The organism is Micromonospora sp. NPDC005979 (genome assembly GCF_040614415.1).
Lineage (GTDB): Bacteria > Actinomycetota > Actinomycetes > Mycobacteriales > Micromonosporaceae > Micromonospora.
Map to the genome: position 1 here is coordinate 83309 of NZ_JBEXUR010000005.1, position 25194 is coordinate 108502.

The window sequence follows — 25194 nt, forward strand, 5'->3', positions numbered from 1 at the left end:
GAGACGACGATCGCCGAGAGTACGCTGGCCGACATCCTGCACGCGGCGGCGAACGGGCTGTTCCCGCCGGCCGACGGTGGAACCACCGTCGTACCGCAGCCGTGCCACCGCGACGCCGGCGTCATCGCGTTCACCGCGCACTCCGTGGTGTTCACCGACGAGGATCCCGAATGGGTACGCCGGACGCTGGCCACTCTCGACTGCGACGGCCTGGCGGCCACGATGAATCCCCGCTTCCTGGTCGCGCTGCTGGAGCGCACCGGGCGCCGCACCGACACCATCGACCTCCTGACCGTCGCGAATCCGCTACCCGGCCCGCCCCCGCTGCGGCTGACCGAGGTCCCGGACGCCGGTCACGCCCGCGCGGGCCGGGCGCGTCGCCGTCGCGACGACGTTCGGGTCTGGGCCGCCGACGGCGGGGTGGTCGTGCTCGGCCGAGGCGTGGCGGGCCGCTGGGAGACGGCCATCGAGGTCGACGAGGACTGCCGCCACCGCGGCCTGGGGCGGGCGCTGGCCACGGCCGCCCGGCATCTCGTACCCGACGGGCAACCGCTCTGGGCACAGCAGGCCGCCGGCAACGCCCGCAGCGTACGCGCCTTCCAGGCGGCCGGGTTCCGCCCGGTCGGCGCGGAGGCGCTGCTCTTGCCACCCGCTCGGCCGTAAATGGCGCTGCGCGTCAACGCGGCCGGACGGCGAGGCGGATGTGCACGACGTCGCCGAGGGCGATGCCCTCCCTGTTGCGCACCGAGTCCCGCAGCGGGAGGAGATAGCCCCCGTCCTTCGGGAACAGCGACGTGCGCCACCGGCTTCGTCCGAGCCGGACCTCGACCGGGATCATGCCCCAGCCGTAGGTGACCGCCGACGCCACCTGCCGCACCATGTCGACGCAGTCGGTCGGGATCGTCACGAAGTGGTACGGCGACGGCCCGCGCCACTCCCAGACGGCACCCTCGAACTCGTACTCCATCACGGCATCACACGGTAGTGGGCCACGGTGACATCGTCCGGAACCCGGGCGTCCGGGCCGCCGCCCGACTCGGCCTCGAACGCCCGGACGCGGTGGATGACGCCGGACGGCCCTTCGGCGGCGAGCAGATCGCGCACGCCCGGCCAGTCGGTCAGGCCGTACGGACTGACGATCCGGCTGGCGCCGTTGCTGAGCACCGCGATGCCGTGCAACTCGCCGAGGGGGTGGCTGCCGGTCGCCGCCTCCCAGGCCGCCCGCGGATCGTCCTTGGCTATCCAGTAGCCGCCCGGCTGGTTCCGACGAGCCCGCAGTGCCAGGGCGCAGGAGGCGCGGATGTGGTCGTACTCCGGGGTTCCGGGTGTGATGCCGGCCAGCGGCGCCGCGCACTCCCGCCGGGCGACCGCCTCGCGCTCGTCGGTGATCACCCGCACGCCGCCGCCGACCTCATCGAGCATGAGGTACGAGTCCGCGAGCAGGAGATGCTCGAGCCGTCCCCGGTGGGCGCGGGCCATCAGGACGGTCGCCTGAGGGCTGCTGGGCTCGGCGATGTCGCAGGTGGCGCGATGGGCGGCTGCCGTTTCAGCGATGGCGTCGGCGAGGATGGCCGCGAGGTCCCGCCCGTCGGCCCGGGACAGACCGCCGAGCAGCGTGCCGCCCAGGCGGTGGGTGTACCAGGCGACCCCGTGCGCGCAGAGCGCCTCGGACCCTGGAATGCCGGCGCCGTCCAGCAGGACGACAGCGCCGGGGACCGCCCCGACGAAGTCCTCGTTCGGCCGGTCGCCCCTACCGGCGCTCGTCGCGAGGCTGACGTGCACGGGCCGCTCCTTGCCACGAGAGATCAGCGTGCCGCGTTCAGATAGCGCAGCACGGCGAGAACGCGCCGGTGGTCGGTCCGCGCCTGGGGTAGGTCGAGTTTGGTGAAGATGGCCGTCACGTGTTTCTCCACGCTGCGCGGGGCGAGGTGGAGCGACTCGCAGATGGCGAGGTTGGACCGGCCCTCGGCCAGCATCCCCAGGACCTCGCGCTCCCGCTCGCTGAGCCGGGCGACGCCCGCGTCCACCGACGGCGCCGCCAACAACTGGCGCACCACCTCGGGATCCAGAGCGGTCCCGCCGGCGGCCACCCTCCGCAGCGCGTCGATGAAGTCCTCGGTGCTGACGATCCGGTCCTTCAGCAGGTAACCGATCCGACCCGGGTGTTCGGCGATCAGTTGCCGTGCGTACCGGGTCTCCACCCACTGCGAGAAGACCAACACGCCGGTGTCCGGGTGGGCCACCCGGATCGCCAACGCCGCTCGCAGGCCTTCGTCGGTGAAGGTCGGTGGCATCCGTACGTCGACGACCGCCACGTCCGGTCGGTGGTCGTCGACCGCCGCGCGCAGGTCGTCACCGTTGTCCACGGTCGACACGACGGTGATCCCGTGATCGGTCAGCAGCAACGTGATGCCGTCGCGCAGCAACGGGTTGTCCTCGGCGATCACTACTCGCACGGCAGCTCCAGGGTGATGGTCGTCGGTCCACCGGGGGGGCTGTCCAGCCAGAGCGCGCCGTCCAGCGATTCGGCTCGCCGGATCAGCCCCGCCAGACCCGTACCCCTGCTCCCGGATCGTGCTCCGCCGTGCCCGTCGTCGGTGACGGTCAGGCGCAGGACGCCATCCTGCGCGCGAAGGTCGAGCCGGATCCGGCTGGCCCCGGCGTGCTTCGTCACGTTGGTGAGGAGCTCGGCGGCGCTGAAGTACAGCGCCGACTCCAGGTCGGGCGTCGGGCGCTGAGGTAGGTCCACGTGTACCTCGACGGGCACCGCGCTGCGCGCGGCCAGGGTCTCGATCGCGGCGCCCAGGCCCGCGTCGAGCACGGGCGGGTGGATGCCCCGCACGATGTCCCGCAGTTCATCAAGCGCCTCCACCACCGCGCCCCGGGCCTGCGTCACCATCGCCTTCAGCTCCGGGTCGCCGGCGCGCCGCTCGATGCGCGACAGACCCACGCCGAGCGCGACCAGCCGGGCCTGCGTACCGTCGTGCAGATCCCGCTCCACCCGCCGCAGCAGCGCCGCCGCGTCCGCCCGCAGCGCGGCCCGGCTGGCCTCCAGAGCCGCTATCCGGACCCGCTCGGGGCCCGGCTCGAGCAGGGCCCGCACCAACCACCGGTCCAGCGACACGATGAGCCGGAAGTACCACGGAAACACCAGCAGCGCGGCCAACCCCTGCGCGGCCAGTCCCCAGGTGCCGCCCCACGGCGGGTCTTGCGGAAAGCGGTGCACCCACACGGGGTAGGTGACGCCCACCAGCCCTCCGACGACGAGGGCCCCGCCGAGGTACGCCCCCGCGGCCATCAGCGGCAGCCGGGCGAAGCAGTACGCGAGGGCTTTCCAGGCGCTGGCGTCCGTCAACACCGCGCGTGCCCAGCGCACCGGGCCTGTCCCCCGGCGGCCCACGGGCGGCGGGTTCGGCCAACTCCAGCCGAGGAACAGCCGGGCCGGCCCACGGAAGTACCGCACGGTCAGCCGCCCGAGCACCAGCACACCGGTCAGCGGTGGCAGCCCGATCGTCAGCAGCGACAGCACGGAGAACACCACCCCCAGCAGTGCTATCGCGAACGTCGGCACGGCCAGCACGGTGCCGGTGACCGTGTAGCCGACCGCACGCCAGGTACGGGCGGCCGTCGGGGCACGCAGGACCGCGCTGACGACCGGCCTCACGTGTCCGCCGCCAACGATTCCACCGCCGGGCGGCGCATCGCGACCAGCGCGGGCACGACGGTGCCCAGCAGCACCAGGCCGATCACCGCGGCCAGGCCACCGGCCAGCTGCCCGGTTGGCAGGTACGGCGTCCACGTGCCCAGCATGCCGTGCAGCATCGGCACCATGGTGACCATCGCGACAACGGTACCCATCGCCAGGGCGGTCACCGTCACCAGCAGGGCTTCGCAGACGACCACGGCCAGCGCCCGCATCCTGCTCGCGCCGACCAGCCGGGTCACCGCAAGCTCGCGCCGTCGGGCCAGCAGTACGGTCGCCAGCGTGTTCACCGCGGCGACGGCGGCGAAGGCGACGTAGACGGCGGTCCCGGAGTACTCCGTCCACACCCGCGCCGCCGGCTCGGGAACGCCCCGCACGTGCACGGACGTGGTGTGCGTGACCACCTTCACCAGGGCGAACGCGATCGCCAGGACCAGTGGTACGAGAGCGCCGGACAGCGCCTTGGCACGCACCGCGAGGTTGTCCGCGGCCAGCGCCCCGGTACCCCCGAACAGTCGCGTCAGTGGAGCTGCCAGCCGCAGCAGGACCGGACCGAGGAAGCCGACCCCCACGCACATCGCCAGCATCGTGAAGAAGCTCGACTCGCCGGCCTTCGCGGGGTCGCCACCCGCGATCCGAATCGACAGCGCCACGCCGCCGGCCATGAGCACCAACCCGATCGCGGTACGCACCAGACTGATCCGGCGTCGCGGAACGGCCGTCTCGGTCAGCGCGGCGGCCGGGCGTACCCGTGCCGGGCGCAGCGCGGCGATCAGCGCACCGACGATCGACGCCCCGACGGTGATGCCCAACGCGGCGGGGAACGCCGCGCGCGAGGGGTGGAACGTCACGCCGGGCGGGATCGCCTGGTGTCCGGTGAGCCCCGCCAGCCAGGCGCGGGCGAGCAGGGCACCGAGCGGTACGCCGAGCACGGTCGCCGGCACCGCCACCGCGGCGGCCTGGGCCGCCACCGCGCGGCGCACCCGGCCGGGAGTGGCACCGAGCGCCCGTACCAGCGCGATGTCCGGGGCCTGCCGGGCGATCGACGACGTCATGGTCAGCCAGACGACCAACGCGGTCAGGTACACCGACACCACCACGAACAGTGTGGCCATCTCGGGAATCGAACTCTCGGTCAGCACCTGCCGGGCGGCCGGGTCCAACCGGGCACCGGACAGCGATGAACTGGCACCCAACGCGCCGGACACCAGCGCGGCGGCCAGGCACTGCGTGACGAACGGGCCGGCGAAGGACCACGGCTGCTTGCGCAGCGCCTGCCTGGTCAGCCCCGCGCTCACCCGGCCACCACCGGGTCACCCGTGGTGGCGCGCAACCGCTGGGCGATGCTCGCCGGATCGGGCGTCGGGACGTCCGCCACCACCTCCCCGTCGCGCAGCAGGACGAGCCGGTCGCTCCAGGCCGCGGCCAGCGGATCGTGGGTGACCATCACCACCGTCACCCCGGATCGGTCCACCCCGCCGCGCAGCAGGCGCAGCACCTGCTCACCGGTCGCCGGATCCAACGCACCGGTCGGCTCGTCAGCGAAGACGACGGCGGGACGGCCAGCCAACGCGCGGGCGATGGCGACCCGTTGGCGCTGACCTCCGGACAACTCACCGACCGACCGGCCCGCCAGCCCGGACAGGCCCACCTCGGCCAGCACCTCGTCGAGCGGGCGCGGGCGCGGTCCACCCAGCCGCCGGGGCAGCAGCACGTTCTGCCGCACCGTCAACTCCGACAACAGGTTGTACGACTGGAAAACGAAACCCACCCGGTCGCGACGCAGCCGGGTCAGCGCACCTTCGCGCATTCGGGTGACGTCCCGGCCGACCAGCCGGACCCGGCCCGACGTCGGCCGGTCCAACCCCGCCGCGCACTGCAGCAGGGTGCTCTTGCCCGAGCCGGTAGCTCCCATCACCGCCACGAATGTCTCCGCCGGCACCACGAGCGAGATGCCGCCGAGAGCGGCGATAGGCCGTTTGCGCGAGCCGTAGGTGCGGGTCACCCCGTCGAGTTCCACCACGTTGTCCATGCGTTCCACCCTCGACGCCGGCGGCGATCCGGACATCCGGGCGACCCGAACGATCCTGGTGCGGTTATCCGTACCCGCGTCGCGCTGCGACAGCCCGCCAGGAAACCGCTTACCTCTGGTCTATTGACGCTCGTAACTGGCTGTCAGTACCGTGATGCGGGCAGCGAGAAAGCGCTTTCCGACCCTCACCGTCCGACAGGGAGCGCCCCCATGCCCAAACACCTGCGCGCGATCTGCCTCGCCCTGCTCACCGTCGCCACCGTCCTGAGCACCACCACCGCCCTGCCCGCCGAGGCCGCCCCGCGCTTCCGGGTGCTGGTCTTCTCGAAGATCACCAACTTCTACCACGACTCGATCCCGGCCGGCGTCGCCGCGATCCAGCAGCTCGGGGCCACCCACAACTTCGAGGTCGTCGCCACCACCGACGCGGGCGCCTTCACCGACGCCAACCTCGCCACCTTCGACGCCCTGGTCTTCAACAACACCAACTCCACCCCGGCCTCGGGCGACCTGCTCAACGCCAGCCAGCGCGCGGCGTTGCAGACGTTCATCCGCAACGGCGGCGGCTGGGCCGGCCTGCACGCCGCCTCGGCCAGTGAACGCGACTGGTCCTGGTACGAGGGCCTGGTCGGCACCATCTTCGACTACCACCCGGACTTCTCGGCCACCGGCGGCACGTACCCCGGGCGGGTGAAGGTCCTCGACCGCGCCCACCCCTCCACCCGCAACCTGCCGGAGCTGTGGGAGCAGAGCGAGGAGTGGTACAACTGGCGGACCAACCCGACCGGCAACGTCCACACCCTCGCCCAGATCAAGGTGCGGGACGGGATCAGCGGCCTGGACGAGGGCGTCGACCACGCGTACTCCTGGTGTCAGCGCTACGACGGCGGCCGGTCCTGGTTCACCGCCGGTGGGCACGCCAGTTCCCAGTTCAGCAACGCCACCTTCCTGGAGCACCTGCGCTACGGCATCGAGTGGGCCGCGGGCGCGGTCGCCGGCGACTGCTCGGCCACCAGGACCGGCACGTTCGAACGCGTCGGGCTGGTCACCGAGAACCTGGCCGACCCGTTCGAGCTGGCCGTCGCGCCGGACCGCAAGGTCTACTACATCCAGCGCACCGGTGCGCTCAAGGTGGTCGACTCGGACACGCTCCAGGTCACCACGCTGCTCGACTTCGCGTACACCTCGGCGATGACCGACCAGTCCGACGGGCTGCTCGGAATGACGCTGGACCGCAACTTCGCCAGCAACGGCTGGGTCTACCTGCTCTGGTCGGACAAGACCCTCAAGCAGCTCAACCTGTCCCGGTTCACGGTGGCGAACAACAGCGTCGCGCTCTCCTCGGAGAAGCGGCTGCTGACCGTCCCGACGTACCGGGGCGTGGGTCGGGCCAATTCCCACATGGGCGGATCGCTGGCCATGGACGCCGCCGGTCGCCTGTACGCCGCGATCGGCGACAACACCGACCCCTTCGCGTCCAGCGGTTACACCCCGATCGACGAGCAGTCTGGGCGGGCCGCCTGGGACGCCCAGGGCACCGCCGGTAACACCAACGACCTGCGCGGCAAGATCCTGCGGATCACCCCGCAGGCCGACGGTACGTACACCGTGCCCAGCGGCAACCTCTTCCCCGCCGGCACGGCGCGGACCCGACCGGAGATCTACGCGATGGGCATGCGTAACCCGTTCCGGATCACCATCGAGCCGGGAACGAACGCGGTGCTCGTCGGTGACTACGGCCCGGACGCCCGCGCCGCGGACGCGAACCGTGGACCGGAGGGGACCGTCGAGTTCAACCGGATCACCGCCGCCGGCAACTTCGGCTGGCCGTACTGCGTGGGCAACAACATCCCGTTCAACGACTACAACTTCGCGACCAGCACCTCCGGGGCGAAGTTCAGCTGCGCGACGCCGGTGAACAACTCCCCCAACAACACCGGCCTGACCACCCTGCCGGCGGCGAAGCCGGCGCTGGTCTGGTACGCGTACTCCGCCTCCGCCCAGTTCCCCGAGGTGGGCACCGGCGGTGGCGGCCCGATGAGCGGTCCGGTCTACGACTTCGACCCGGCGAACACCCGTACCACCAAGTTCCCGGAGTACTTCGAGGGCAAGTGGATCACGTACGAGTTCACCCGCAGGTGGTTCAAGACGTTCTCGATCCACCAGACGGCGCAGACCTTCAGCAACTCGCGGTTCGTCCCCACCGCCGTCGGTGACCTCCAGTCGATCAACGGGATCTTCGAGAACATGAGCTGGATCCAGCCCTTCGAGGCGGAGTTCGGCCCGGACGGCTCGCTCTACGTCATCGACTTCGGCGAGGGCACCGGCAGCGGTCGCGGCGGCAGCAACGCCGGTGCCGGCATCTACCGGATCGACTACGTGGCGAACGGCCGACCACCGACCGCGAAGATCACCGCCACTCCGGACACCGGGCGTACGCCGCTGACGGTCGGCTTCTCCTCGGCCGGCACGACGGCCGGCGACGGCACCACCCTCAGCTACGCCTGGGACTTCACCAACGACGGCACCACCGACTCCACCGCCGCCAACCCGAGCTTCACCTACTCGGCCGCCGGCAAGTTCACCGCCCGGCTGACCGTCCGCAACAGCGGCAACGGTCTGACCGCCACAGCCGTCACCGACGTGGTGGTCGGCAACACCCGGCCGACGGTCACCATCACCGTGCCCGACGGCGGCTTCTTCGACTTCGGCGACAAGATCCCGTACACGGTGACGGTCACCGACCCGGAGGACACCACCATCGACTGCGCGAAGGTGACCGTGCAAACCCAACTCGGCCACGACACCCACGCCCACCCGCTGGACGTCTACACCGGCTGCTCCGGGTTGCTGGCTACCGAGGCGGACGCTGGCGACGGGCACGGTCCGGGGCAGAACCTCTACACCCTGATCACCGCGCAATACACCGACGGTGGGGCGGCCGGCGGCGTACCGGCGCTGACCGGCTCGACCCGGATCCAGTTGCAGCCCAAGAGCAAGGAGGCCGAGCACTTCAGCGCCCAGTCCGGCCTGATCGTCAACGACCGGACCACCGCCCGCGCCGGCAAGCGGCTCGGCGACGTCGACCACAACGACTGGGCGGCGTACGGGCCGGTGGACCTGCGCAACATCGGCTCGGTCACGCTCGGGGTCACCAACGGCGGCCTCGGCGGCACCGTCGAGCTGCGAACCGGTTCACCCACCGGCACGCTGATCGGTACGGCCACCATCGGCTCGACCGGCGGGTGGGACAACCTGGTGTCACCCACGGTCACGCTCACCAACAAACCGACCGGCACCACCACCCTGTACACGAGGTTCGTCAACACCGCGCAGGTCGGCGGCACCCCGGACCTGATGTCGCTGGACTGGATGCGGTTCAACGGCGCCGGCGTCAAGCAGGAGCCGGGCGGAAGCCTGGCGATCGCCGCGAACCCGACCAGCGGCGCCGCGCCGTTGACCACCACGTTGACCGCCACCGCGACCGCGCCGTCCGGGCAGAGCATCACCGACTACGCGTGGGACTTCGGCGACAACACCACCGGTACGCACGGCGCGACGCTGCGGTCGACAAGTCACAGCTACTCGCGAAAGGGCACCTTCACCGCCCGCGTGACGATCACCTACACCGGCGGCGAGACCCGCTCACTCAACCTGACCGTCACGGTCACCTGATGGGAATCGGTGGTGGGCGGTCGAGCCGCCCGCCACCGCAGAGCCTGTGACGGTCGAGATCTTGGACAGTTTCCGTTAGCTCATAACGGAAACTGTCCAAGATCTGCGGCCTCGGGCCGGTGGCGTCGTGCGCGGACGACGACCTAGAGGTGTTGCCGGACCCGCGCGATGTCCAACCTCAGCTTCGGACCGAAGAATCTGGCGAAGTCCGCCAGGGAGTCGGATCGGACGATCTTCCTGGCGCCGTCCAGGATGGCTACCGCCCCGGACGGAAGGTCGAAGAGGTACCCGACGGTCGCTTCGTCACGGATGAGAACGAAGACCTGCGGCACCTCTGCCATCACGACAGTCGGGATCTCATCCTCGCAAGGCTCGGTACGCCCGCCGCTTCGACCTTCTGACCTGCCCATCTCTTCCTCCTGACAGCCCACCGGGCGCTCCAGCACAAGCTACCACACTTATAACGCCTGTAAAGACAGGAAGGGGTGGCAGCGCAGGTCGCGCGATCCCGGTGTTTTGCTGACCCGGTGCCGTACGAGCAGCCGCTGTGGCGACAGATCAGGGATGATCTGCGAGCCAAGATCGCGGCGGGGATCTACCCGGCGGGATCCAAGCTGCCGTCCGTCCGCCTGCTGGCTGACGAGTACGACACGTCCCACATGACCGTCCGGCGTGCCGTCGACACCATGATCGAGAGTGGTGAGCTGATCGGTCGGGCCGGTAGAGGCATCTTCGTGTCGGAGACGCACGCCTGAATGGCCCGGCGCGCGTTAGTTCGACAGGCCCTCCGGTACGGGTAGCTCGAGATGTGCCAGGAGGGCGGCGACCTCACGGTCGAGCTGTAGGCCGACCTCGTGGATCGCGTCCAGGCCGAACGACCCGAACGTGCAACTGGGCTGCTCGATCACGAACCGCACCCCGCCGTCGGGCAGATCGCCGATCACCGTGCGCAACGGCGCGTACAGCATGGCGGTCGGATCGTGCCGGTACATCTTCTCGGCGATGGTGTGGTTGCCCATCAGGTACTCGACAGCGTTGCCGGCGTCACCCGCGAGGCTCATCATCGGCCGCAGCTCGCCACTGCTCCAGTAGATGAGGAAGTCGTGGGGCGCGCGTTCGCGCATCAGGGCGAGCACGTCGTCCCAGGGCGCGTCGCGGGCCACCAGGGCGTCGAACGCCGCGGTGTCGTAGCGCGGGACTGCCTGCTCGTACTGCCGCCGGAACTCCTCGAACGGTCGATCGACGCCGATCTCCAGGCGTCGGGCCTGGTAGGTACGTTCGGTGTACCCCTGCCTCATCCCGCCCTCCCGAATTTGGCGAGCCATTTATGCTGCCTCACAACTTTAGTCCTAATTGCCAGCTTAATATCGAACAATTGTTGGTCCCGCCGTCGGTGACGAGCAGTTCGCGGAACAGCTTTCCCAGGCGCTGGCCCACGACGGCCCGCACCTCATCGAGGCCGTCATCCCGGCCGCCGCGTAGACGCATCGGTCCCGCAGCGCGACCGCCCGACCCGTGTCGCCACGGCGGCATTGATCGTTTCCGGTCGCCGCTGGCGGGGAACTGCTCGGGTCGAGGTGAGGGGGAACCATGGGCCGATACGCACTGCCGCCGACCGTCCGAGCGCCTCGGATGCTCGGGCTGATCCTGCCGTTGGTGGGCACCGTCGCGCTGAGCACCGCCTGCACGGCTGCCGAGGAGGGATCCGACGCGACGCCGTCAAGCGCGTCGACGACGTCGGCCCCGGCGAGTCCGACCGACCAGCCGTCCGGGAGCGCCAGCGCCCCGACGACCATCCCGACGTCTGCCTTCGTGGAGCTACCGTCCGAGCTGCGCAAATCTCCCCGCCGTACGACACCCGTCACCGAGGCCCTGCCGAAGCTCTGCGCCAACGAGTTCGGCACCGGGGGTCGACAGGTCACCGCGAGCGCGGCCATGACGGTGACGTACAAGAAGGCCGGCGAGCCCGACACCAACACGCCGCAGGGCATGATCCACCAGACCATCTTCACCTTCGAGGGTGACGGCGCCGCGGACTACCTGCGCCGCCTCGGCGACGCGGTAGGGGCGTGCCCGTCCTTCGACCAGGACGGCAACAAGGTCACGGTCGAGAGCAAGGCGGTGACCGGTGTCGGTGACGGGGCGTTGCTCGTGACCCATACGCGGCCCGCCACCAGTTTGGGCGGCGAGCCCACCGGCGGCGAGACCTCCAGCCAGATCGCCGTGGCCCGGGTCGACACCGTGGTGACTGTGTTCAACGACCAGGGCTGGGAGGGCAGCAGCGGCAATCCCGCCATCCTGGACCGGACCATGCGCGACGGTGTGCGCGCCATCGACGCCTGGCAGCGCTAGAGCAGCGCTAGAAAGGGCAGTGGGGCGGCGCACGACGGCGCCGCCCCACTGTTTCGTACGGCTACTCCTCCCAGGAACTCTGCTGGGTGTTCACGAGGTTGCCGGGGACGACCGTGCCGTTGGTGCGGTACTCGGTGTACGCCCAGAAGTCGCCCTCGGGCAGCGGCCGGTTGGGCTTCAAGGTGAAGTTGAGGCTCATGCCGCGCTCGGTCGTCGACGGCAACGTCAGCGTCGCCGGCGCGTAGGTGGCGTTGCGGCCGATGATGGCGTGGCTCAACTGGAAGTCCACGACCGGGCCACCGGGCACCTGCGCGAACACGTAGGCCGTGTAGCGACCCGGCTCGGGCAGGAACTTGTACGCCTGCTCCGCGCTGGTCCAGTACCTGTCACTGCTGTAGACGAGCTTGTCGCCCTTGTACAGGTACAGGTCGAGGTTCGTGTTCGGATCCTCGGTGTTGGCCTCGACGATGATGCCGGCGGTGTTCGCCGGCACCGTGAAGTCGACCTTCTTCACGCCGGACGCGCTCGGGTCGAACACGCCGCCGTACACGCCGGCCGGCATCGAGTACGACTCCCGGAGCATCGGCGTGTAGCCGGTGCTGCGACCGGTGAGCGGCCCGGTGAAGCCCGGCTGGGCGTAGCCGAACGAGCCGCTGGTCATCCGGCCGAACTCCTCGCCGTCGTCGGCGTACGGCCGGGGGGTGATGCCCCACGGGCGGGCGGCGACGGGGATGCGGGCACTGTGGACCTTGCCGCGCCAGGTGATCGACCCGGTGACGTACCGGTCCCAGGGGGCGCTGCCGCGACGCAGCGTGATGGACACCGTCGCGGACTTGCCGGGCGCGAGCGTCACCGACGCGGGCGACACCGTGACCGTCATGCCGGGCAGGCCGGACACCGACGACCGGTAGGTCTCGCGCGTCGTGCCCACGTTGGTCAGGGTGCGCTTGATGGTCACCGGGTGGGTGCCGTCGTACTCGCGCAGTGAGATGGCCGGCAGGTTGAGTTCCTTGCCGTCGGGCTGGGCCGTCTCGCTGAACTCGACCAGGTCGGCCGCGGTCGGCTCAATGACCAGGCCCGGGTCCTTGGCGCCGGTCAGGTTGATGAAACCGCTGCCCTGGTCCAGCGGGTTGCTGGTTCCCCGGGTGTCGGTGGCGGTGGTCCGCAGGGCCGAGGCGACCGTCCCCGGCGACCAGGTCGGGTGCGTGGCGCGCAGGATCGCCGCCGCGCCGGCCACGTACGGCGAGGCCATCGAGGTTCCGGAGTACGCGTCGTAGCTCCGCCCGAAGTTACCCGCCGGCGAGACCGCGGCGATGATGTCCGTCCCCGGTGCTACCAGGTCCGGCTTGAAGACGCCGAGGGTCACCTTGTCCGGGCCGGTGGAGGAGAAGTCCGCCACGCTCGGGATCCCCGGGACGCTGGAGCCGTCGCCACCGGTGCGCAGCGACACCCTGGCGTCGGTGGGGTGGCGCATCAGGTAGTTGAACAGCGTGCCGGCCTGCTTCTCGGTGTTCAGGTAGACCACCGGGAAGTTGTAGATGGAGTTGACGCGGTAGTTGCCGGACGGGTCGAACACCACCATTGCCGCCCCGCCCTTCTCCTTCACCTCCAGCGCGGAGTAGAAGGGGGACGACAGCGCGCAGGCGACCACCTTGCCCTTGATCTTGGCCGCGTCCAGGCTGCCGGGTTCGCAGTACGCCGACCCCTGCTCCAGCGAGCCGGCCTGGTCGCCGAAGACCATCGGCCGCGAGGCGTCGCCGAGCAAGGCGTCCAGGGAGCCACCGACCAGCTTGGTGCCATCGCCCAGCTTGACCGTCGCCTCGTTGGCGTTGGTCACCGCCGCGCCCACCGTGGTGACCCAGGGCGCCGCGTTGCTGATGGCCCCGCTCACGATGCCGGTGTTGCCCGCCGACGCCGCCACGAAGACGCCGGACAGCGTGGCGTTGAGGAAGGCGACACCGATGGGGGTGTTGGCCTCCCAGTCGCCGAGGTCGCTGCCGATGGAGAAGTTCAGGACCTGCACGCCGTCGGAGACGGCCGCGTCGATGCCGGCGATGATGTCGGCGTCGTAGCCCATCCCACCCCAGAGCACCTTGTAGACGGCGATCTGGGCGTCCGGCGCGACGCCGGAGACGGCACCGAACGAGCGGCCGTCGATGGTGACGTCCCGCACCGGCAGACCGGCGGCCGTGGACGCGGTGTGGGTGCCGTGCCCGGCCGCGTCGCGGGGCGACAGGAACTCACCCTCGGGTACGGACCCGCCGCCGGCGAGCCAGGTGTCGGCGAAGTACCGGGCACCGACGATCTTGCCATTGCAGTGCTCGGCCACGAAGGCCACACCGGTCTGGCAGGTGCCGTGCCACGTCTTGGGCGCCGGCATCTTCTTGTCGAACGAGGCGCTCTCCGGCCAGATGCCGGTGTCCAGGACGCCGACGACCATGCCCGCTCCGGTGGCCGGGCCGGGCTTGACCGGCTTGGCCGGCTTCGCGGCCGCGTCCGTCGTGGACGCGGCGGCCGCGGAGGAGGTCGGCGTACCGGCGGCGGGGGCGGTCGGGGCGGTCGTGAGCGGCATCGCCGATCGGGTGCCCAGCGCCCGCGCGGCGGTGACGGCGCGGACGCGCTTGTCGGCCCGCAGCGCGGTCGCCTGCTTGGCGGTCAGCGTCGCCGAGAACCCGTTGAAGGCGGCGGTGTAGGCGGCCTTGACCTGGACGCCGGCCGCGCCCGCGACGGCGGATCGCTGCGCGTCGAGGTGCCGACGGTACGCCTGCGACGGCGCCGACGTCACGTCCAGGCGGGCGCCCGGCGTGGGGCGGGTGCGCGCGAGCCCGGACGTCCCGCCGACGTACGTGGTCAGCGGCGCCTCGGCCAGCTCGACGATGTAGACGCCCGAGCCGCTGGCGTCAACGGCGGTCTTCGGGCTGGTCCCGTCGGCGTCGGCGCGACGATCGGCGCCGTCGGTCAGCGTCGTGCGCCGATCCGATCCCTTGGTGAAGTAGCCGGCGCCGGCGCTGGCCGACCGGTCTCCCGGCGCCGCCGACGCCGATCCCGCGACGCCGGTCGTGCCGGCAAGCATCGCTGCGACCAGCGTCGGTATCGCCAGTCTTCGCAGACTTGTTCCGCTCGTGCGTGTGGACACGAGACTCCCTTCCATGCCCCTGTGTGGAGCTCCTCGTCAACCGCGACCCGCATGGGAGCGCTCCCCCACCTAAGCCCTCGACGGTTAATCGAGGATTCGATCGGTGTTACGGATCATGACGCACATAAGATCATGATGTTTCAGCCGTGCCTAGATCATGTTTTCGGCACCTCGGCCGGAGGCCGGTGCATCGACGGTGGCTCCGACGGGTCTTTCGTCCTACCTTTACTGCGGCTCTTGTCGGAATTGCCAGAGTTTCAGACCTCGGCACGAGATAGATGAATTCGAATCCTTGACGGCGCACCCGTGTTGCCGGTTAATGACATCTACATGTCGGCTACGTTCACCCCCGGGGGTGGTCGACGACGTCGACGTATCGCCGAATCGATTCGACTACCGCACGCACGTACGCCATGGCTCGGAACCATACGGCTGTCAGGTGAGTCGCAGGAGGGTGCCGTGCTTCGTACGAACGTCCGCTGGGATGGCCAGTTGTCGGCGCCGGCACGGGGGCAGGCCTGACCAACGCACCGGACGACAAGACGCACAACCCTCCAGCCTCCGCGTCGACAAGGGACTTCGGATGACAGACCTACCCGTGAGCCGTAGGCACCTCCTCGCCACTGCCGCGCTGACCGCCGGCTCGGCGGCCCTGATCCCGGCCGTGGGCGCCGGACGGGCCGCCGCCGCTGCGCCTCAGGTCACGCTGCCCGAGCGCGGGATCTACGACGCGACCGCGGCGACAACCTGGACGGACGGGTTCCTCATCGGCAACGGCGAGCACGGCGCCGTCCTGTACGGAACACCAACCCTCGAGAAGGTGATCTTCAACCAGCACCGCCTCGTGCTGCCCAACGGCAGCCGGGGCGTGACCCCGCCAGTCATCTCCGGACGGCTGGCCGGTGTGCGGGACAAGGCGCTGGCCGGCAACTACGGCGGAGCCAACACGGACTTCGCGGCCGGCTGGAGCCTGCGTTGGACCCAGACCTACCACCCCGGCTTCGAGTTGCAGATCAGCACACCAGGCATGACCACGGCCAACGGATACGCCCGCATCACCGACTTTCGGACCGGGGAGGTCACCTCCACCTGGACCGACAGCAACGGCACGTGGAGCCGCCGCGCCTTCGCCTCCCGAGCCGACAATGTGGTCGTACACGAACTGACGCCGGCATCCGGCCGATCGATCGATGCGACGCTGAGCGTCAACACATCCCTCGCGGGCGTCCCCAGCTCGGTCCGCTTCACCACCCTGGCCAGCGTCGTGGACGGCTCCGGCTACCTGAACCTGCGCGGCACCTACCCGTCCGGGCAGGGCGCGTTCGGCTACGAGGGCGTCACCCGGATCGTCGCCAGCGGTGGCACGGTAGCCACGAACGGTTCGACGATCGTCGTCACCGCGGCAACCAGGCTCCTCCTGTTGACCAAACTCGACCGTTACGAGTCGGCCAATGCCTGGGACAGCAGGCCGTTGCACGCGGCGCTGGCCGCGGTGCGCGCCGACTACGTCGAGCTGCGGACCCGGCACGTCACCCTGCACGCGGCGATGTACGACCGCTCCCGCCTGGACTTGAACGTCTCCGCCGCCGACCGGCAGCTGTCGACCACCGAGCTGATCGCCCGGCAGAACGCCAATCGCAACAGCATCGATGTGGCCCTGCTGGAACGCCTCTACGACAGTGGCCGTTACCTGTTCATCAGCTCCAGCGGCGTGCTGCCGCCGCGGTTGACCGGGATCTGGACCGGCACCTGGAACGGCGCCTGGGCCGACGATTTCACCACCGATGCCAACATCAACCTGCAGGTCGCCGGCGGCAACATTCTCGACCTCACCGATGCCATGCAGGGCTACTTCAACCTGATCCTCGGTCAGCTCGCGCACTGGCGCACGAACGCTCGCAACCTGTACGGCGCCCGTGGCTTCCTGGCCCCGTCGCGAACCGACGGCGAGTACGGGTACATGCTGCACTTCGACCCCGGCTTCCCGGGTCAGTGCTGGACCGGTGGCGCGGACTGGCTGCTCTATCCGCTGCTGGAGTATTACCAGGTCACCGGGGACCGGACCTTTCTGGCTGAGAAGCTGGGCCCGGCACTGCTGGAGCTGGCACTGTTCTACGAGGACTTCCTGACCCGCACCGATTCGAGCGGCCGTGTGGTGTTCGTGCCGTCGTTCTCGATGGAGAACTCGCCGGCCAGCACGAACGTCCTGCTGGCGATCAACGCCACCGGCGACATCCAGGCCGGCAGACACGCCCTGCGGGCGGCTGTCGAGGCCGCCAACACGCTCGGTGTCGAGCAGGGTGCCGGTCAAGGTGTCGCACGCTGGACGGCCCTGCTGGCGAAGCTACCGCCGTACACGGTCAACGGCAGCGGGGCCCTCGCCGAATGGTCCTGGCCGGGACTGACGGATCGCTACAACCATCGGCACGTCCATCACCTGTACGGCGCGTGGCCCCTGCACGAGATCAATCCCGAGGAGGCACCCGGACTGGTCACCGCCGCGCTCAGGGCCCTGGCGCTGCGCGGTGACGAGAACACCTCGGCGCACGGCAGCCTGCACCGCGCCCTCGCCTCCGCTCGGCTGAAGGACGCCACCGGCGTCTACAACAACCTCCGGAAGATCATCGGCAACAACATGATCTTCCGGTCGCTGATGACAGCACACAACCCGAATCTGGAGACCTACAACGCCGATGCGGCCAACACGCTGCCGGCCGTACTCAGCGAAGCGCTCGTGTACACCAGGCCCGGCGTCCTCGAGCTGCTGCCCGCCCTGCCCGGCCAGCTCGCCCGGGGCACCATCACCGGGGTCCGCGGACGCAACCAGGTCCGCATCCACAGCCTCTCCTGGGATCTACCTGGTCGCTCGGTAACCGTGGCGCTCACCTCGACGATCACCCAGGCGATCACCCTCATCAGCCGGCGGGGGATGGCATCCATCACCACTTCCGCAGCGGTCAGCCCCTCGCCGCTCGGCCCGAACGCCCGGGTGATCTCGTTGACGGCCGGGCAACAGATACAGGTTGTCGTAGGTCTGCCAGCCGCGGTCGGCGGCGGCGTCGTTCGACTGGTCAACCGGCGTAGCGCAAAGGTGTTGGACGTCAACGGCGGCTCCAGCACGGACGGGGCAGGCGTCATCCAGTGGCCATGGACTGGCGCGACCAACCAGCAGTGGCGGCTGCTGCCCAACAGCGATGGCTCATTCCGGCTGTCCGGTGTCAGGAGCGGGAAGGTCCTGGACAGTCCGGGTGGCTCGGGCCAGGGCGCGGCACTCGTTCAATGGGCCGACAACGGCGGACGTAACCAGTGGTGGAATCTCGTCCCGGCGACGACCAGCGGATACTACCGGTTCGTCAACGTGAGCAACGGCTGGTGTGTCGGGGTCGAGGGCGGCTCCACCGCGGACGGCGCCAGGGCGGTCCAGCAACCGATCGGCGGCGAGATCAGTCAGGAATGGCAGATTCTTGATGCCTGAGGCGGTAGGAGGTCAGAGACAGCGGTCGCAGCGGCTTCGAGGCGATGTGCCGCCAGACCTCCGACTGGGCCCATGACGTGCGCGCCGCCCGGCCCGTGCCGGGCGAGCCGCCGCATGCGATCCATGCCCGCCTACCGACCGATGTACGCCCCTCGATCGGACCCGCAGTGCGAGACACCCGGCCGACCCACAACCCGAACACGCGCTACGGCCAGAGCCGCACCACGGCGACGACGGCGGCGATGACGATCGCGGGCAGCACCACGTAGATCACCAGGAGCACCCAGGGCAGCAGCCGGAACGCCCTGGCCAGCGGGCTCTCCGGCGGGGTGTAGCGGACCGGGGACCCAAGGCCCGTCCGGACCCAGACCAGCCCGGCCGCGTCCGTGAAACGGATCCTGGCCTGTCCGACATGCGCGGCGCTGCCGGTCAGCTCGAAGCGCACCGCCTCGGACTTCTCCACCACGGCGAAGCGCCTGCCCCCGTGCGCCGTCACGGTGCTCTTCATCTCCCGGCGACGCCCCGGCCAGCGGTGTGACTCCTCCCAGGCGACGTCGACACGGACGTCGAAGATGGGCGCCGCGCTGTGGTTGACGAGGGTCACCGTCGCCCCGGTCGGGTCGTTCCGGACCACGACCCCGTCGCTGTCGTCGTCGTCGTGGGTCAGGACGGGGATGACCAGGCGGGCCTGCGCCGCCTCACGGCTCTCCTGCTCCTCCCGACGCACGCGGGTCTCGTGCCGGAACAGCAGACCGGTGAAGACGACGGCGAAGGTCGACATGACCAACCCGGCCAGGCTCCCCCACGCCTGCATCCAGTCCGTGATCTTCGGGGCTTCGGCGGCTAGCACCGCATCAGGGTAGGTACGGCCGGTGGGTCGCGTCGATCGGGAAGCGGCCCTGACGCCACTGCCAGTGCCGGCCGGCCGACAGGTGGTCGACGATCGCGCGTTGCAGGGCGGTGCGGCGCGGCAGCTCGTCGAGCGGCGTGCTCAGCGTACGGAACACGAACCGCAGCACCTCAACGTCCGCGTCCAGCCCCTCCGGCTCCTCGTAGGGCTCCAGCTCGAACCGTCGCTGGAACCGGATGATGTTCGAGTCCTCGGGCAGGTACTCCCGCAACTGGGGGTCGAGCAGCCAGGAGCCGCAGGAGAACGCCGCGTAGCTCTCGTCGGGGAAGTGACGCGGGAAGAAGGCGCGGCCCTCGTCGAGCGACGCCGAGACCGCCTCCGGCGTCAACGGCCCCGCGTCGGGGATGTGCAGGCCGATGGCGCCGTCGCCGCGGTGGTGCTGCAACCGGCCCAACTCGTAGACGGCGCCGCGTACGTGCAGCGTCAGCCAGCTCTGCATGACCGGCCAGCCCTCGCCGCGCATCCGCCGGTCGACGGCGAGGTTACGGCCCAGGTCGGCGAGCGTCGCCCAGGAAACGGCGTCGGGAACGCCGTGGTCGCGGTGGTAGCCCAGGACGACCTCGACCAGCGCGAGGTACGCGTACACGTAGAGATGTCGCCAGGCGAGACCACGATCGCGCGGCAGCTCCGGGCCGGGCGGCAGCCAGGCGTACCCGCCGAGATCCGCGCGGACCAGCGCGATCGAACGGTCGAGCAGCCAGCGCAGCTCCGGCGTCCACAGTGGTGACCCGTCGTCCGGCCAGCCCGCCATGATCTCGGCGGCGTCGTCCGACGGGACCGCGAGCCGGTCGAGGATCGCCGGCGCGTCGGCCTTGGCGGGCAGCGGGGCCGAGGGCCGGTCGCCGGCCAGCCGGTGCACCCGTTCCACGGCCTCGGCGGGCACCCCGAGCAGGGCTGCGGTCTCCTCCAGATCCACGCCGACGACCCTACCGCCGTCCGGCGTACCCCTGCGCCCCGCGCCGCTCAGACGACGTGGCGCAGGTAACCGGCGATGGCCGCGTCCAGCACCTGCGCGCCCGGCCGCGCCCACACCTCGGCGGAGAAGACCTCCACCTCGATCGGGCCCCGGTAGCCGGCGGCGTCCACCGCCTCGCGCAGGCGTCGCAGCTCGATGCACCCGTCGCCGGGCAGCGCCCGGCCGAGCAGCACCCCCTCCGGCAGCGGTGTCACCCAGTCGCAGACCTGGAACGCGGCGATCCGCGTGCCGGCGCGGGCGATCTGCGCGTACACGGTGTCGTCCCACCACACGTGGTACGCGTCGACGACCACGCCGACCACCGCCGGATCGAACCGCTCGGCGATGTCGAGCGCCTGGCCGAGGGTGGCGATCACGCAGCGGTCGGCGGCGAACATCGGGTGCAGCGGTTCGATCGCCAGCCGTACGCCGGCCGCCGCCGCGTGCGGTGCCAGCTCGCCGATCGCGTCGGCGACCCGCCGCCGGGCACCGTCGACGTCGCGACTGCCCGTGGGCAGTCCGCCGGAGACGAGCACGAGCTCGGGAGCGCCCAGCGTGACCGCCTCCTCGATGGCCCGCAGGTTCTCCGCGCGCCAGTCGTCGGCGGTGAAGAAGCCGCCCCGGCACAGCGACGTGACGGTGAGACCCGCGTCGCGGACCAGCTTCGCCGAGCGGGCCAACCCGTACTCGGCCACCGGCTCCCGCCACAGCCCGATGCCCGGCACGCCGGCCACCACACAGCCGGCGACCACGTCGGGCAGCGCCCAGCGCTGCGCGGTGGCCTGGTTGAACGAGAACCGCGCGAGGCTCATTGCCTCACTCCCGCCACGGTGAAGAACGCCCGTGCGCGGGCGGCGGCCAGCTCCGCGTCGGGCAGCAGCCCGGCGGAGTCGGCGAGGGTGAGCAGCGTCGCCAGGTGCGCCGGGGACCGGCCGGACTGCGCGCCGCCGACCATCGTGAAGTGGTCCTGGTGCCCGGCCAGCCACGCCAGGAACACGATGCCCGTCTTGTAGTGCCAGGTCGGCGCCGCGAACAGGTGCCGGGCCAGCGGCACGGTCGGAACGAAGATCTCGTCGTACGACGTCAGGTCGCCCCGGTCGAGAGCATCCAGCGCGGCGGCGGCGGCCGGCGCGATGGCCGCGAACACGCCGAGCAGCGCGTCGGAGTGGCCCACCTCGTCGCCCCGGATCAGCTCCGGGTAGTGGAAGTCGTCGCCGGTGTAGAGGCGTACCCCGGCCGGCAGTCGACGCCGTAACGCCACCTCCCGGTCGGCGTCGAGCAGCGACACCTTGATGCCGTCCACCGTCGACTGGTGGGCCTTGATCAGCTCGACCACCGTGTCGGCGGCCAGGTCCAGGTCGGCGGACCCCCAGTAGCCGGTCAGCGCCGGGTCGAACATCGGGCCCAACCAGTGCAGCACCACCGGCTCGCCGGCGGCGGTCAGCAGCTCGTCGTACACCCGTAGGTAGTCCTCGGCGTCGCGGGCGGCGGCGGCCAGGTGCCGGCTGCACATCAGCACCGGCCGTGCGCCGGCGGCGCGGACGTCGTCGAGCTGTTCGCGGTACGCGGCGGTGACCTCGGCCAGGCTGGCCGGGCCGGCCGGGAGCTGGTCGGTGCCGACACCGGCGACGATCCGCCCGCCCACGGCACGGGCCTCGGCGGCGCTGCGCCGGACCAGCTCCCGGGTCGCCGGGTAGTCCAGCCCCATCCCCCGCTGGGCGGTGTCCATCGCCTCGGCGACACCCAGCCCGTACGACCACAGGTGCCGCCGAAACGCGAGGGTGGCGTCCCAGTCCACCGCCGCCGGGGCACCCGGCACGTTCTCCGCGCCCGGGTCGGCGACGACGTGCGCGGCGGCGTACGCGATCCGGCTGGTCGCCGGCGCGGCCGGGCGGGCGAATCCGCCGGCCCCGGTGAGCCGGTGACGTCGCCCGCCCGGCAGCGCCACTTCGACGGCACTCACGGGTGCAGCTCCGGAACCTCGACGCGGACGCCCTCGCGGGCCGCGCGCAGCCCCAGCTCGGCGAGCTGCACGCCGCGCGCGCCGGCCAGGAAGTCCCACGGGAACGGCTCGCCGGCCACGACGTGCCGCAGGAACGCCTCCCACTGCACCTTGAAGCCGTTGTCGAACTCCTCGTTGTCGGGCACCTCGGTCCACTGGGCGCGGAAGTCCTCGGTGGCCGGCAGGTCCGGGTTCCACACCGGTTTCGGGGTGACCGCCCGGTGCTGCGCCCGGCAGTGCCGCAGCCCGGCGACGGCGCTGCCCTCGGTGCCGTCGACCTGGAACTCCACCAGCTCGTCGCGGTACACCCGCACACCCCACGACGAGTTGATCTGCGCGACCACGCCGCCGTCGAGTTCGAAGATGGCGTACGCGGCGTCGTCGGCGGTGGCAGCGTAGGCGCGGCCGTCCTCGTCGAACCGCTCGGGCACGTGGGTACGGGTCACGCAGGAGACCGCGGTGACCCGGCCGAACAGCTCCTGGAGCACGTAGTGCCAGTGCGGGAACATGTCGGAGGTGATGCCGCCGCCGGCTTCGGCGCGGTAGTTCCACGAGGGACGCTGGGCCGGCTGCCAGTCGCCCTCGAAGACCCAGTAGCCGAACTCGCCGCGCACCGAGAGGATTCGGCCGAAGAAGCCGCCGTCGACGAGCCGCTTGAGTTTGCGCAGCCCGGGCAGGAACAGCTTGTCCTGCACGACGCCGGTGCGGACACCGGCCGCGTCGGCGGCGCGGGCCAGGTCGAGCGCGGCGGCGGTGTCCTCGGCGAGCGGCTTCTCCGTGTAGATGTGCTTGCCGGCCTCGATCGCCTGGCGGATCGCCTTCTCCCGCTGCTGGGTGACCAGGGCGTCGAAGTAGATCTCGACGTCGTCGCGGGCCAGCGCGGCGGTCAGGTCGGTGGTCCAGTCGGTGAGGCCGTGCCGCCCGGCGAGTTCGCGGAGCTTGGTCTCGTTGCGCCCTACCAGGACCGGTTCCGGCCAGATGGTCGTGCCGTCGGCCAACGTCACGCCGCCGGACTCGCGGATGGCCAGCAGGGACCGGACGAGGTGCTGGCGGTAGCCCATCCGTCCGGTCACGCCGTTGACGATGATGCCGATCGACCTGCGGGTCATGGTGGTCCCCTTCGTCGTGCTGGTCGTTCAGTGGTTGGCGGCCGCGCTGCCGAGCAGTCCGCGCAGTTCGGTGGCGAGCCGGTCGAAGCGGGAGTCCGACATCACCTGCGCGTAGTCGCGGTGCGCCGGCAGCTCGACGTCGAAGGCGCGGATGATCCGGCCGGGCCGGGCGCTCATCACCACGACCCGGGTGCCGAGGAAGACCGCCTCGGCGATGGAGTGGGTGACCAGCACCACCGTGGTGCCGGTCTCCCGCCAGATGCGGTGCAGCTCGGCGTTCATCTGCTCGCGGGTCAGCGCGTCCAGGGCGCCGAACGGTTCGTCCATGAGCAGCACCGGTGGGGCGTGCAGCAGCGCGCGGCAGAGCGCCACCCGCTGCTGCATCCCGCCGGACAGCTCGTGCGGCAGCGCCTTCTCGAAGCCGGCCAGCCCGGTCATCTCGATCAGCTCGTCCGCCCGACGGGCCGCCCGCGCCCGGTCCATGCCGCGCATCTCGGCCTGCAGCAGGATGTTGGCCCGCGCGCCACGCCACTGGAGCAGCGCGGCCTTCTGGAAGACGAAGCCGATCTCCTTCTGCGGGCCGCGCACCGGCTGTCGCAGCAGCGAGACCTCGCCGCTGGTGGGCTTCACCAGTCCGGCGACGATCTTCAGCAGGGTGGACTTGCCGCAGCCGGACGGGCCGACGATGGTGACGAACTCGCCCGGCTCGATGTGCAGGGACACGTCGTCGAGGGCGGTGGTGCGCGAACGTCGGGTGGTGAACCGGACGGTCACCCCGGACATCCCGATGGCGGTGCCGGTGGTCGCCGGCGCGGCGCTCATCTCGTCACCCCTTGGCCGCGTACGACGAGTCCCAGTACGCGTTCGGCGCGCCCGGGTCCTTCAGCTCCGCGTAGCGGGCCATCAGGTCGATCGTCTCGGACCACTGCGCCTCGGTGTTCACCCCGGCCGGACCGTCGCCGCCGAGCAGCGGCAGGTTGAGGGTGAGCTGCTTGGTGAGCACCTCGGGGGCGGGCTCGTTCTCGGCGAGCGCGACCATGGCGCTCACCGCGCCGCCCGGGTCGCGCGCCGCGTCGGCCCAGGACTTCTGGGTGGCCCGGACGAACCTGCGGGCCAGCTCCGGGTCCTTCTGCAGGGTCTGGGTGTTGGCGATCAGGCCGGTGCCGAGCAGGTTCATCCCGTAGTCGGCGAACAGCAGCACGTCGACCTTCTTGCCGGTCTTGCTCTCGATGGTGGGCGCCTGGTCGTGGAAGAAGCCCATGATGGCGTCGACCTTGCCCTCGGCCAGCGCGGCGATCTTGCCGGCGGCGTCCACGTTGACCACCTTGACGTCGTCCTTGCGGAGGCCGTTCTTCTCCAGCCAGGCCGGGAAGGTCGCGTAGAGGGCGTCGCCGGGTGTGCCGCCGACGGTCTTGCCCTTGAGATCGGCCGGTGTCCTGATGTTCTTCTCGGTGAAGAACTCCACCGAGGACGGGCCCTTCTCCAGGTACGCGCCGAGGCTGCGCACCGGCATCCCGCTGGCCACCGACTTGAGCAGGACGGGACTGTCGGCCCAGCCGAAGTCGGTCTGTTTCTGGGCGACCTGCTTGACGGTGTTGCCGGAGCCGTTGCCGGGCAGGATCTTCAGGTCGATGCCCTCGGCGGAGTAGTAGCCCTTCTGCAGCCCGTAGTAGAAGGGCGCGTGCTCGCCGTACGGCACCCAGTTGAGGGTGAGGGTGACCTGCTTCTTTCCGTCGGCGCCGGTCTTGCCCGTGGAGTCGTCCGCACCGCAGCCGGCGGCGGCGAGCAACAGGGCGGCGGTGGCCAGGATGGTGGTGGCGGTGCGCTTCATCGGTGCCTCCGTGA

21 protein-coding genes are annotated in these 25194 nt (G+C 70.8%); 5 read left to right on the forward strand and 16 right to left on the reverse strand.

Going from position 1 to position 25194, the window contains the following annotated elements; translation table 11 throughout:
* Positions 1–9: 9 nt before the first annotated feature.
* Complete coding sequence (locus ABZ272_RS10825; RefSeq protein WP_355049903.1) at positions 10–663, forward strand: GNAT family N-acetyltransferase; 654 nt, start codon at positions 10–12, stop codon at positions 661–663.
* Between the two features lie 13 nt (positions 664–676).
* Here the strand turns inward: ABZ272_RS10825 and ABZ272_RS10830 are convergent, their stop codons facing one another.
* Genes ABZ272_RS10830 through ABZ272_RS10855 form a run of 6 tightly spaced genes read right to left on the reverse strand, consistent with a single transcriptional unit; the run spans position 677 to position 5735 of the window.
* Complete coding sequence (locus tag ABZ272_RS10830) at positions 677–967, reverse strand: DUF1905 domain-containing protein (protein ID WP_355049904.1); 291 nt, start codon at positions 965–967, stop codon at positions 677–679.
* Entirely contained in the window at positions 967–1782 is an 816-nt protein-coding gene (locus ABZ272_RS10835) for a hypothetical protein (protein ID WP_355049702.1), read from the reverse strand. Before ABZ272_RS10835 ends, ABZ272_RS10830 begins: the two co-directional genes overlap by 1 nt.
* Positions 1783–1805: 23 nt before the next feature.
* Complete coding sequence (locus ABZ272_RS10840; RefSeq protein WP_355049703.1) at positions 1806–2456, reverse strand: response regulator transcription factor; 651 nt, start codon at positions 2454–2456, stop codon at positions 1806–1808.
* Positions 2447–3664 carry a sensor domain-containing protein gene (locus tag ABZ272_RS10845; RefSeq protein ID WP_355049704.1) on the reverse strand — a complete coding sequence of 406 codons (1218 nt, stop codon included), beginning with the start codon at positions 3662–3664 and terminating at the stop codon, positions 2447–2449. Before ABZ272_RS10845 ends, ABZ272_RS10840 begins: the two co-directional genes overlap by 10 nt.
* Complete coding sequence (locus ABZ272_RS10850; protein ID WP_355049705.1) at positions 3661–5001, reverse strand: ABC transporter permease; 1341 nt, start codon at positions 4999–5001, stop codon at positions 3661–3663. The genes ABZ272_RS10845 and ABZ272_RS10850 overlap by 4 nt, the downstream gene beginning before the upstream one ends.
* Positions 4998–5735: an ABC transporter ATP-binding protein gene (locus tag ABZ272_RS10855; RefSeq protein ID WP_355049706.1), complete on the reverse strand. Its 738-nt coding sequence runs from the start codon at positions 5733–5735 to the stop codon at positions 4998–5000. The genes ABZ272_RS10850 and ABZ272_RS10855 overlap by 4 nt, the downstream gene beginning before the upstream one ends.
* A gap of 210 nt (positions 5736–5945) precedes the next feature.
* Here ABZ272_RS10855 and ABZ272_RS10860 point away from each other — a divergent pair, with 210 nt between their 5' ends.
* Positions 5946–9410 (forward strand): ThuA domain-containing protein, encoded by a 3465-nt coding sequence (locus ABZ272_RS10860; protein WP_355049707.1) that lies wholly within the window; start codon positions 5946–5948, stop codon positions 9408–9410.
* A 143-nt stretch (positions 9411–9553) separates the two neighbouring features.
* Here the strand turns inward: ABZ272_RS10860 and ABZ272_RS10865 are convergent, their stop codons facing one another.
* Complete coding sequence (locus tag ABZ272_RS10865; protein ID WP_355049708.1) at positions 9554–9751, reverse strand: hypothetical protein; 198 nt, start codon at positions 9749–9751, stop codon at positions 9554–9556.
* Between the two features lie 186 nt (positions 9752–9937).
* Here ABZ272_RS10865 and ABZ272_RS10870 point away from each other — a divergent pair, with 186 nt between their 5' ends.
* Positions 9938–10165 carry a GntR family transcriptional regulator gene (locus tag ABZ272_RS10870; RefSeq protein WP_355049709.1) on the forward strand — a complete coding sequence of 76 codons (228 nt, stop codon included), beginning with the start codon at positions 9938–9940 and terminating at the stop codon, positions 10163–10165.
* A gap of 15 nt (positions 10166–10180) precedes the next feature.
* Here the strand turns inward: ABZ272_RS10870 and ABZ272_RS10875 are convergent, their stop codons facing one another.
* Positions 10181–10708: a hypothetical protein gene (locus ABZ272_RS10875; RefSeq protein ID WP_355049710.1), complete on the reverse strand. Its 528-nt coding sequence runs from the start codon at positions 10706–10708 to the stop codon at positions 10181–10183.
* A 292-nt stretch (positions 10709–11000) separates the two neighbouring features.
* Between ABZ272_RS10875 and ABZ272_RS10880 the strand changes: the two genes are divergently transcribed.
* A complete protein-coding gene (locus ABZ272_RS10880) occupies positions 11001–11762 on the forward strand; it encodes a hypothetical protein (protein ID WP_355049711.1) in 762 nt (253 codons plus the stop codon).
* Positions 11763–11823: 61 nt separating this feature from the next.
* Here ABZ272_RS10880 and ABZ272_RS10885 read toward each other — a convergent pair whose 3' ends face one another.
* Positions 11824–14835, reverse strand: a complete 3012-nt coding sequence (locus ABZ272_RS10885) for a S8 family serine peptidase (RefSeq protein ID WP_355049712.1) — start codon at positions 14833–14835, stop codon at positions 11824–11826.
* A gap of 646 nt (positions 14836–15481) precedes the next feature.
* Between ABZ272_RS10885 and ABZ272_RS10890 the strand changes: the two genes are divergently transcribed.
* Positions 15482–18373 carry a glycoside hydrolase N-terminal domain-containing protein gene (locus tag ABZ272_RS10890; RefSeq protein ID WP_355049713.1) on the forward strand — a complete coding sequence of 964 codons (2892 nt, stop codon included), beginning with the start codon at positions 15482–15484 and terminating at the stop codon, positions 18371–18373.
* A 205-nt stretch (positions 18374–18578) separates the two neighbouring features.
* Here ABZ272_RS10890 and ABZ272_RS10895 read toward each other — a convergent pair whose 3' ends face one another.
* From ABZ272_RS10895 to ABZ272_RS10925, 7 genes are read right to left on the reverse strand one after another with little or no spacing between them, the layout of a single operon-like run.
* Positions 18579–19223 (reverse strand): hypothetical protein, encoded by a 645-nt coding sequence (locus ABZ272_RS10895; protein WP_355049714.1) that lies wholly within the window; start codon positions 19221–19223, stop codon positions 18579–18581.
* A 4-nt stretch (positions 19224–19227) separates the two neighbouring features.
* Entirely contained in the window at positions 19228–20199 is a 972-nt protein-coding gene (locus ABZ272_RS10900) for an acyltransferase domain-containing protein (RefSeq protein WP_355049715.1), read from the reverse strand.
* A gap of 47 nt (positions 20200–20246) precedes the next feature.
* The gene (locus ABZ272_RS10905) at positions 20247–21050 is read right to left on the reverse strand and encodes a sugar phosphate isomerase/epimerase family protein (protein ID WP_355049716.1); all 804 of its coding nucleotides are present in this window, start codon (positions 21048–21050) and stop codon (positions 20247–20249) included.
* On the reverse strand, positions 21047–22201 hold the full coding sequence (locus ABZ272_RS10910; RefSeq protein WP_355049717.1) for a dihydrodipicolinate synthase family protein: 1155 nt from the start codon (positions 22199–22201) through the stop codon (positions 21047–21049). The genes ABZ272_RS10905 and ABZ272_RS10910 overlap by 4 nt, the downstream gene beginning before the upstream one ends.
* Entirely contained in the window at positions 22198–23349 is a 1152-nt protein-coding gene (locus ABZ272_RS10915) for a Gfo/Idh/MocA family oxidoreductase (protein ID WP_355049718.1), read from the reverse strand. Before ABZ272_RS10915 ends, ABZ272_RS10910 begins: the two co-directional genes overlap by 4 nt.
* A gap of 27 nt (positions 23350–23376) precedes the next feature.
* Complete coding sequence (locus ABZ272_RS10920; RefSeq protein WP_355049719.1) at positions 23377–24171, reverse strand: ABC transporter ATP-binding protein; 795 nt, start codon at positions 24169–24171, stop codon at positions 23377–23379.
* 4 nt (positions 24172–24175) lie between these two features.
* A complete protein-coding gene (locus tag ABZ272_RS10925; protein WP_355049720.1) occupies positions 24176–25180 on the reverse strand; it encodes an ABC transporter substrate-binding protein in 1005 nt (334 codons plus the stop codon).
* Between the last annotated feature and the right edge of the window lie 14 nt (positions 25181–25194).

Coding starts and splice junctions, on each gene's coding strand:
- ABZ272_RS10860 (WP_355049707.1), top strand. CDS start 5,946: ATGCCCAAACACCTGCGCGCGATCTGCCTCGCCCTGCTCACCGTCGCC.
- ABZ272_RS10885 (WP_355049712.1), bottom strand. CDS start 14,835: ATGCTTGCCGGCACGACCGGCGTCGCGGGATCGGCGTCGGCGGCGCCG.
- ABZ272_RS10830 (WP_355049904.1), bottom strand. CDS start 967: ATGGAGTACGAGTTCGAGGGTGCCGTCTGGGAGTGGCGCGGGCCGTCG.
- ABZ272_RS10865 (WP_355049708.1), bottom strand. CDS start 9,751: ATGGCAGAGGTGCCGCAGGTCTTCGTTCTCATCCGTGACGAAGCGACC.
- ABZ272_RS10855 (WP_355049706.1), bottom strand. CDS start 5,735: ATGGACAACGTGGTGGAACTCGACGGGGTGACCCGCACCTACGGCTCG.
- ABZ272_RS10905 (WP_355049716.1), bottom strand. CDS start 21,050: ATGAGCCTCGCGCGGTTCTCGTTCAACCAGGCCACCGCGCAGCGCTGG.
- ABZ272_RS10915 (WP_355049718.1), bottom strand. CDS start 23,349: ATGACCCGCAGGTCGATCGGCATCATCGTCAACGGCGTGACCGGACGG.
- ABZ272_RS10925 (WP_355049720.1), bottom strand. CDS start 25,180: ATGAAGCGCACCGCCACCACCATCCTGGCCACCGCCGCCCTGTTGCTC.
- ABZ272_RS10890 (WP_355049713.1), top strand. CDS start 15,482: ATGACAGACCTACCCGTGAGCCGTAGGCACCTCCTCGCCACTGCCGCG.
- ABZ272_RS10875 (WP_355049710.1), bottom strand. CDS start 10,708: ATGAGGCAGGGGTACACCGAACGTACCTACCAGGCCCGACGCCTGGAG.
- ABZ272_RS10880 (WP_355049711.1), top strand. CDS start 11,001: ATGGGCCGATACGCACTGCCGCCGACCGTCCGAGCGCCTCGGATGCTC.
- ABZ272_RS10920 (WP_355049719.1), bottom strand. CDS start 24,171: ATGAGCGCCGCGCCGGCGACCACCGGCACCGCCATCGGGATGTCCGGG.